The sequence below is a fragment of the Nocardia sp. JMUB6875 genome, assembly GCF_041154655.1.
Classification (GTDB): Bacteria; Actinomycetota; Actinomycetes; order Mycobacteriales; family Mycobacteriaceae; genus Nocardia.
In genome coordinates, this window is sequence record NZ_BAAFGR010000086.1 from 24,820 (window position 1) to 32,170 (window position 7,351).

At 68.4% G+C, this 7,351-nt stretch carries 5 protein-coding genes and 1 pseudogene; 2 read left to right on the forward strand and 4 right to left on the reverse strand.

All coding sequences use genetic code 11. From position 1 onward, the window contains the following. Positions 1–34: 34 nt before the first annotated feature. On the reverse strand, positions 35–1,693 hold the full coding sequence (locus ACAM49_RS22240; protein ID WP_369637469.1) for a DNA repair helicase XPB: 1,659 nt from the start codon (positions 1,691–1,693) through the stop codon (positions 35–37). 291 nt (positions 1,694–1,984) lie between these two features. Between ACAM49_RS22240 and ACAM49_RS22245 the strand changes: the two genes are divergently transcribed. Next, positions 1,985–3,406, forward strand: a complete 1,422-nt coding sequence (locus tag ACAM49_RS22245; protein WP_369637470.1) for a cellulase family glycosylhydrolase — start codon at positions 1,985–1,987, stop codon at positions 3,404–3,406. Positions 3,407–3,643: 237 nt separating this feature from the next. Beyond that, complete coding sequence (locus ACAM49_RS22250; RefSeq protein ID WP_369637471.1) at positions 3,644–4,174, forward strand: hypothetical protein; 531 nt, start codon at positions 3,644–3,646, stop codon at positions 4,172–4,174. 48 nt (positions 4,175–4,222) lie between these two features. On the opposite strand, the gene ACAM49_RS22255 is transcribed toward ACAM49_RS22250, so the two are convergent. The 3 genes and pseudogenes from ACAM49_RS22255 to ACAM49_RS22265 all read right to left on the reverse strand — a co-directional run. Beyond that, the gene (locus ACAM49_RS22255; protein ID WP_369637474.1) at positions 4,223–6,496 is read right to left on the reverse strand and encodes a helicase-associated domain-containing protein; all 2,274 of its coding nucleotides are present in this window, start codon (positions 6,494–6,496) and stop codon (positions 4,223–4,225) included. A gap of 292 nt (positions 6,497–6,788) precedes the next feature. Then, positions 6,789–6,977 (reverse strand): hypothetical protein, encoded by a 189-nt coding sequence (locus tag ACAM49_RS22260; RefSeq protein WP_369637472.1) that lies wholly within the window; start codon positions 6,975–6,977, stop codon positions 6,789–6,791. Positions 6,978–7,124: 147 nt separating this feature from the next. Beyond that, positions 7,125–7,351: pseudogene (locus ACAM49_RS22265) on the reverse strand (resuscitation-promoting factor); the annotation flags it as partial.

Below are 7,351 nucleotides of genomic sequence, written 5' to 3' on the forward strand. Positions count from 1 at the left end.
CGTCCCTCCCGCCTTATGGAGGCTTCTCCTCCACTTATCCTATCGTCGGCCCCAGCAGGTCGTCGGCATCGGTGATGCGATACGCATACCCCTGCTCCGCAAGGAAACGCTGACGGTGCGCGGCGTATTCGGCGTCCAGCGTGTCACGTGCGACGACGGAATAGAAGTGAGCCTGGCCGCCATCGTGTTTGGGCCGCAGCAGCCGGCCCAGCCGCTGCGCCTCCTCCTGCCGCGAACCGAAGGTGCCCGAAACCTGCACGGCCACCGAGGCTTCCGGTAGATCGATGGAGAAGTTGGCCACCTTCGACACCACCAGCACCGGAATCTCCCCGCGCCGGAAGGCGTCGAAGAGCTCCTCGCGCTCCTTGGTGCGGGTGGAACCCTGGATGACCGGGGCGTTCAGATGCTCGCCCAGCTCGTCCAGCTGATCCAGGTAGGCCCCGATCACCAGGCTCGGCGCGTCCTTGTGCTGGGCCAGAATCGATTCCACCACAGGCAGTTTGGTGCGCGCGGTGGAGCACAGCTTGTAGCGCTCCTCCGGTTCGGCGGTGGCGTAGGCCATGCGCTCGGCATCGGTGAGGGTGACCCGCACCTCCACACAGTCGGCCGGCGCGATCCAGCCCTGCGCCTCGATGTCCTTCCACGGCGCGTCATAGCGTTTCGGACCGATCAGCGAGAACACGTCGCCCTCGCGGCCGTCCTCGCGCACCAGGGTGGCGGTCAGGCCGAGGCGGCGGCGCGACTGCAGGTCCGCGGTCATGCGGAAGACCGGTGCGGGCAGCAGGTGCACCTCGTCGTAGATGACCAGGCCCCAGTCGCGGCTGTCGAACAGCTCCAGATGCCGGTACTCGCCCTTGGTCTTTCGCGTGATCACCTGATACGTCGCGATGGTGACCGGGCGAATCTCCTTGCGCTCACCGGAGTATTCGCCGATCTCGTCCTCGGTCAGCGAGGTGCGGGCCAGCAGCTCGCGCCGCCACTGCCGCCCGGCCACGGTATTGGTGACCAGGATCAGCGTGGTCGCCTTGGCCTTGGCCATGGCCGCCGCGCCCACCATGGTCTTGCCCGCGCCACAGGGCAATACGACGACGCCGGAGCCGCCCGCCCAGAACGAATCCGCGGCCAGCTCCTGATAATCGCGCAGATGCCAGTCGCTGGACTCGTAGTCCAGATCGATCTGGTGCGCCTCGCCGTCCACGTAGCCCGCGAGATCCTCGGCGGGCCAGCCGACCTTGAGCAGCATCTGCTTGATGCGCCCGCGCTCGGAGGGGTGCACGATCACCGTGTCGTCGTCCAGGCGGGCGCCCAGCATGGGCTGAATCTTCTTGTGCCGCAGGATCTCCTCCAGCACCGCGCGATCCAGGCTGACCAGCACCAGCCCGTGCGCCGGATGCTTCACCAGCTGCAGCCGCCCGTACCGGGCCATGGTGTCGACGATGTCCACCAGCAGCGGCTGCGGCACCGCGTACCGGCTGAAGCTGACCAGCGCGTCCACCACCTGCTCGGCGTCGTGCCCGGCCGCCCGCGCGTTCCACAGCGCCAGCGGCGTCACCCGATAGGTGTGCACATGCTCCGGCGCCCGCTCCAATTCCGCGAACGGCGCGATGGCCTGCCGCGCCGCATCGGCCGACTCATGATCGACCTCCAGCAGCAGCGTCTTGTCGCTCTGCACGATGAGCGGACCGTCGGTCATCACACCTCCTGGCTTGTCCGGCCCCGAACGGGCCTCGTCCATTCTCCAGGAACCCACCGACAAGGCCACGTGACCTGCGCCCTTTTCTCTCTGGGCGCAGGATTTGCCCGGTCGGTGGGGTGTGGGATCGGGCGAAACCGGTCAAGACCGCAGTTTCTGTGGCTACGATCACTCGAAACTTGGACGGCTGTCCATTTGGACGATTGACTTGATCGAACTGAACAGGGGTGCCCGATGCGCGGAATCGCAGCTCGGAAACGTTGGCGAAGGATCGGGCGACGGGGAGCGGGGGTGGTGGTCGCCGCACTCGCGGGAGCGTTGATCGTGCCCGCGGCGGTCGGCTCGGCGGCGCCCGATACCGCCTCGATCTCGCGGATCCATGCCGACGGCGCACGGTTCGTGGACGACAGCGGGCGGGTCGTGCTGCTGCACGGCGTCAACAATGTCGACAAGGAGCCGCCCTATATCGAGGCGGGGGACGGGCTCACGCTCACCGCCGACGATGCGGCGCTGCTCGCCCGGCACGGGTTCAATACGGTGCGGCTCGGCGTCTCGTTCGACGGGTTGATGCCCACCAAGGGCGTGGTCGACACCGCTTACCTCGATCGGATCGCCGGAGTGGTGGATGTCTTGGCGCAGTATGGGATTCACACGCTGCTCGACAACCATCAGGACGGGCTGTCGAAAGTGTGGAAGGGAAACGGATTCCCGGAGTGGGCGATTCACGCGCGGCCCGGAGCCCTGGAGCCGAATGTCGGGTTCCCGCTGTACTACCTGATGCCCAGCATGAATCAGGGCTGGGACGAGGTCTGGAACAACACCTATGGCGTGCTGGACTACCTGGGCGAGGCGCTCGGGGCGCTCGCGGCCAAGATGAGCGCGCACCCGGGCGCGTTCGGGATCGAGCTGCTGAACGAGCCGTGGCCCGGAACGGCGTTCCTGTCCTGCTATCCGAACGGGTGCCCGGGGTTCGACGCGAAATATCAAGCGGCCATGCAGAAATTGACCGATGCGGTGCGCGGCCGCAACGGCGATCTCATGGTGCTCTGGGAGCCGAATGTCACCTGGAACGAGACCATGCCCACCAATCTGGGCAAGAATCCGCCGATCACCGCGCCGGATATCGCGTTCGCGCCGCACGACTACTGCATCCCCAGCCAGCTCGCCATCTATCTGGGTCTGCCCGCGTTCCTGCGCGGCCTGTGCCCGATGCAGCAGAGCAAGACGTGGAGCAATATCGACGCCTTCACCGCCCGCGCCCACCTGCCCACGCTGGTCACCGAATTCGGCGACGGTGACGCGAGCGTGCTGCGCAATACCGTGGCCAATGCCGACGACCGGTTCGTGAGTTGGCAGTACTGGCATTACTCTTCGGCCTTCGGCGCGGGCGGGCCGAAGCCGGATCCGTTCCTGGGTGAGATCGGCAAGCAGTTGGTGCGCACCTATCCGCGGGCCACGGCGGGAGTCCCTGGCCGGATGACCTTCGACGCCGACACCGGTGGCTTCGCCTACCGGTACACCCCGCGCGCCGGGACCACCGAGATCTACGTATCCGATGTGCATTATCCGAACGGCTACGAGGTCCGGGTCGACGGCGGCCGGGTCACCTCGGCGGCGGGGGCGCGGATCGTGACCGTGGAGGCCGATGCCGCGACCCCGGTGACCGTCCGCATCAACCGTCCGGGTGCGAAACCCGTTGAGGTGCCGGTGTAACGACCGGCGGGTGGGGAGCGACACAGAGCGCGGAAGCGTTTTTGGACGCCTGACCAGATATTTCCGATCGAGAGGTAATACCCGTGACCCCCTTCGGCCTGCTGCTGCTCGGCAACCTCCCCACCATCCTCACCAATATGACGGTGATCGGCCTGCGCATCATGACCATGCCGCACTGACCAGGTATTCTCACCGCGTTCACAGCCGTGAACTGTTCGGTGAGAAAGGTTTTCGCTAGTGAAGTTCGCAGGAACGAGGACGCTGACGCGCCTCGTACTCGCCCTCGTGGCGGTGGCCGTGGCCGTGCTGGCCGTATCCGGCTGTTCGATGCTGAAGGACGCCAGTAAGTCCGATACCGCCAAGGCCAAGGTGGGGGACTGCATCAACGTCATCGAGGGTTCGGTCACGAACTCGAAGACCGCGCCCATCGCGTGCTCCGACCAGAAGGCCGTCTACGTGGTGGCCGGGGTCTACGACAAGAAGACCGAATGCAAGGAGGAGCAGACCTCCTACGAGGAGACCGTCAACGGCGGCACCACCGCGTTCCTGTGCCTGAGCCCGAACTTCAAGCAGGGCGCCTGCTACAACGAGAGCGCGAGCACCGGCTACAAGTTCGTGGATTGCACTGCGCCCGAGGCCTCGTTCAAGGTGCTCAAGCGGATCGACGGCGCGGCCGACGAATTCCAGTGCGACACCGCCACCGCGATCGGCTTCCGGGTGATTCCGGACCCGAAGACGACCTTCTGCCTCGGAAACCCCAAGGGATAGAACAACTCTCAGGCCCGGTACCCGATATTCGGGTGCCGGGCTTTTTCCTCATTCGACCAGCGCCACCGAGGCGATGCGGTGCAGGGTGAAATGGCGGACCGCGCCGGTGACCGGATCGAGGGCGTCGAGCTGGCCGCCACCGACCTTGAGCGGCTCCACCACTCGCTGCGTGGCGACGCCTTGCGCGTCCACGTAGCCGATGTGGACCGGGCGGCGGGTGCGGGCGGCCAGCTGGAGCAGGTTCAGGGTAGCCGCGGTGCTCGTCCGGGAACCGTCGGAGCGAACCGCTTGGCCGGGACGGGCATTGGCGGCGCGCTCGCCCGCGCGCAGTTCGGCCACCAGCGACTGCAACTGTTCGGTGCTCGGCGGATTGGGCCGCCACTGCTGGCGCGGCTGCTGGCGGGCGGGCAGGCGCGCGCCGCGCTGGCGCAGATCGACAATGGCGCCCGACGAATCCTCGCCCGCCGGACTGAAGCCCGCGGCGCGCAGGCGTTCGAGTACTTCCCCAAGGGACGCTTGGGATATCGCGACGGTGGGTGCGACCGCGCGCAGCGCCAGCTCCCCGGCGACCGGTGCGGCCAGCACCTCGGCCAGCAGCGTCGGATCCTCGCTGCGCACGAAGCTCTGCGCCATGCCCGCGCGCAGGCGGCCGTGACGGCGGGCCACATCGTCGATGAGATAGGTCAGCGACTGCGGCACCGGTGTGCGGGAATGCGTGGTGAACAGATTGTGCAGTTCCGCGGCCGTCGCACCGGCGTCCAGGGCGCGCCGCACCGAGGCGTCGCTGATCCGGTAAACGGTTGCGGCACCGGCGGATTCGACATCGGCGACCATGGAGATCCGGTCCTGCAGCTCCGGAACCAGCGGTCCGGGCGCGATGACGGTGAGATCGGCCTGCACCAGCACGTGGTCCACCGGCGCGGGCAGCGCGATCGCCATCTCGGATTCGGCGTCCTCGGGACTGCCGTGCAGCAGCGCCCGGCCCGCCGAGGACACCGCCCCGCGCGCTACCAGCCCCAGCGATTCCGCTTCCGCCAGTGTGCTTTCCACCGCGTCGAGCCGGTAGTGCCAACGCCGGCGCGGCTGCCGCCAGGCCAGGATGCGACCCAGATCCGCGGCGGAAACCTCGGTGCCGGGCGGGAATTCGGCCAGCAGTTCCAGGATGGCGCGCCGGTCGCGCAGGGCGTGGACATTGCGCAGCTCCGCCGAAAGCGCCGCCAGCGGTTTGTCATTGGCGTCGCGCAGGCCGATCATCCACGGGAACCGATCCAGTTCCAGCCAGGCCTGCGCGAGCACCACCCAGCGGCGCGGCGGCACTACGGCCAGCCAGGCGTCGGAGGTGGTGGTCGGCGTCCAATAGTCCTCGGTGCCGTCGCCGTCCGGCGCGGGTTCGGGGGTGCCCTTGTCGATGAGCCGTGCCGCGGCGAGGATTTCGGCCAGCAGACCGACCCGGTTCTCGTCGATACCGGTCTGCTTGGCGACCCGGCGCAGCTCGCGCACGCCGAGGCCGCCGGAGCGCAGCACCGGCGCGGGCGCCTGGCCCAGCACGTCGAGGATGGCGGCGCAGTGCCGCAACAGCTCTCCCACCTCGCCCGCGGCCACGGCATTGATATCGGCGGGCGCGTGCTTGGCGGCATCCGGATGCGGCGGCGTGAGCGCGTGCGGATCGGTGACCGGCTCCTGGCGCAGCACCTGGCCGACCGCGACCGGCAGCTCCACGGTCTCCTCGTCGATCCAGTTCAGCAGGCGGCGGGCGAGCAGCCGCTGCACCGGGCGCTCGCTCGCGGTGCCGGGCGCGGCATCGCGGGTGCGGCCGCGCGGGCCGGTGGCGGCCAGCTTCTCGAGCAGCGCCCGCTCCTGCGGCGTGGATTCGGCCAGGGCCGCGGCGATCTCGGGTTCGGTCAGGGCGTCGGGGAGTTCGGTGGTGCTGCCCAGCGGCCATGGCAGCGCCTCTTGAGCGGAGGGCGTCACCCGCAGCGCGGTATCCGGGCCCCAGACCAGGGCGCGGGTGCGGAGTTTCTGTAGCGCGGCATTGACCGTCGCGGCCGGAACGCGATCGGAGAGCAGTTTGCGCAGGGTCTTGGCGGGCAGCGGCTGTCCGTGGCGGCCGTCGCCCGCGCCTTGTACGACAAGGGTTTCGATGATGGCGAGGTCGAGGGTGTCGAGCTCGTCGCCGGCGCGCAGGACCGAGGCGCGCTGCTCGGTGCGCGCGGCCAGCACCGCCATCGAGGCGGGCAGGGGGACGGCCAGATCGGGGCGCAGCTCGAGCAGCGTGACGAGATCCTCGTCGGAGCGCTTGGAAAGCCATTCGGCCAGAGTCAGATCGGCGCGGGCGGCGGCCGCCTTGGACTTCTTGGCGGGGGCCGCCGGTTCCGGGGCGGCCGAATCGGCCGGGGCAGCAGCGGAAGCCCCATTGCCGGTCTCGGCGGGGGAGGGTGTTTCGGTCACTTCACCCGATCCATCGGGCATTACGCGGGCGCGATGACACCGTGCGCGGACGCGATTCAGCGGCCGCCGCGGAGACCAGGCGGAGACGTGGAGCCTGGAGTCGTATGCGCGGCGGCCGCTCGGGAACGAGCGCCGTTAACCGCATGGTTGTCGGACGTGCGTCGAATCAGCGGTTGACGACGGTGTGCGGGTGCACGTAGGGCAGCTGATCGGCAGGCAGCGGGAACTCGAGGTCCTCACCGTACGGGGACAGACCGCCGGAGCGGGTCGAGGAGAGTTCCGTGACCGCGTGATCGCCATTGGCCATCTCGGGCCAGCCATTGTCGACATAGGGCTTGTTCGATTTGTTCACCACGCGCTCATTCTGGCATGCGGGGTACAAGACCGCCGCCTCCGGCACCCGGAAGTTTGCCCCTGACACGGCGTTCCGCCAGCTAACCAAAAGCACGAATGCCCCGCGTCGTCTTTGACGCGGGGCATTCAGCAGAGGGAACTCGGATTGCTACTGGGGCAGCAGGCCCTTGTTCGCCTCGAAGAAGTTCACGATGGTGGGATCGAGCTGGGTGCCGCTGGCCTTGGTGGCGTTGAGGAAGTCCAGGGCGGGCTGGGGGATGTTGACGCCCTGCGACTGGGCGACGGCGATGGCGCGGTCCACGGCCTGGAAGACTTCCTGGCTGCCGTTGACGGCGGTGCCGGGGCCGGGCTGGGCCGGGTTCCACTGCGGGGTGC